Origin of the sequence: Bacteroides sp. CAG:189 (assembly GCF_000432295.1) — a bacterium.
GTDB classification, from domain to species: domain Bacteria; phylum Bacteroidota; class Bacteroidia; order Bacteroidales; family Bacteroidaceae; genus Bacteroides; species Bacteroides salyersiae.
Genome location: NZ_HF991118.1, coordinates 110,092 through 110,738, shown reverse-complemented (window position 1 = coordinate 110,738; position 647 = coordinate 110,092). Strand labels below are relative to the sequence as shown.

General features: G+C 41.9%; 1 protein-coding gene and 1 pseudogene. Both read left to right on the top strand.

The annotated features are described in order from the left end of the window. A pseudogene (locus QVP90_RS16765) lies at positions 1-99 on the top strand (glycosyltransferase family 2 protein); the annotation flags it as partial. 19 nt (positions 100-118) lie between these two features. Beyond that, the coding region (locus QVP90_RS16760) for a class I SAM-dependent methyltransferase (protein ID WP_288204889.1) at positions 119-647 on the top strand (529 nt) is incomplete at its 3' end.

Genomic DNA, 647 nt, shown 5'->3' with positions numbered 1-647 from the left:
AGCTTTAAAGTACGCGTAGCCGGAGCGATGAAAAACATCGCCGGATTGTTTACTCAAAAAGAAAAATATGAGGATGAGGATTCCAACTTGATAAAATAACCGGTAAAACTCATAAAGTATGAAAAGAAGAACACCATACGACAGAGATAATTTGCACATAAAAAAGAGAGACTGGGTATTGGAAGTCGGTCCGGGACACAACCCGTCTCATCGCGCCAACGTTGTAACTGAAAAGTTTACAGACCAGAATTATCACCGATGTGGAGATATGAAGATCTATCCACACCAGATATTTGCCAATGCGGATGGTGAAAACTTACCGTTCAAAGACAAAGAGTTCGATTATGTCATCTGCAACCAAGTGTTGGAACATGTAGAGAATCCCGAAAAATTTATCAGCGAACAATGCCGGGTAGCATCCCGGGGATACATGGAAACTCCCAGCCTGTTGGGGGAATTTCTATTTCCGAAGAAATCGCACCGATGGATTATACTGGATATAGACAACAAACTCGTACTCTTTGAGAAAAGCAAAATGCCCGACCATTATGAAAATAACTATGGTGAGCTATTCCTGAATTACCTGCCTTACCAATCGTTGATATACAAGCTGCTCTGGTTTACCGAAGGAGACCTGATGCTGAACC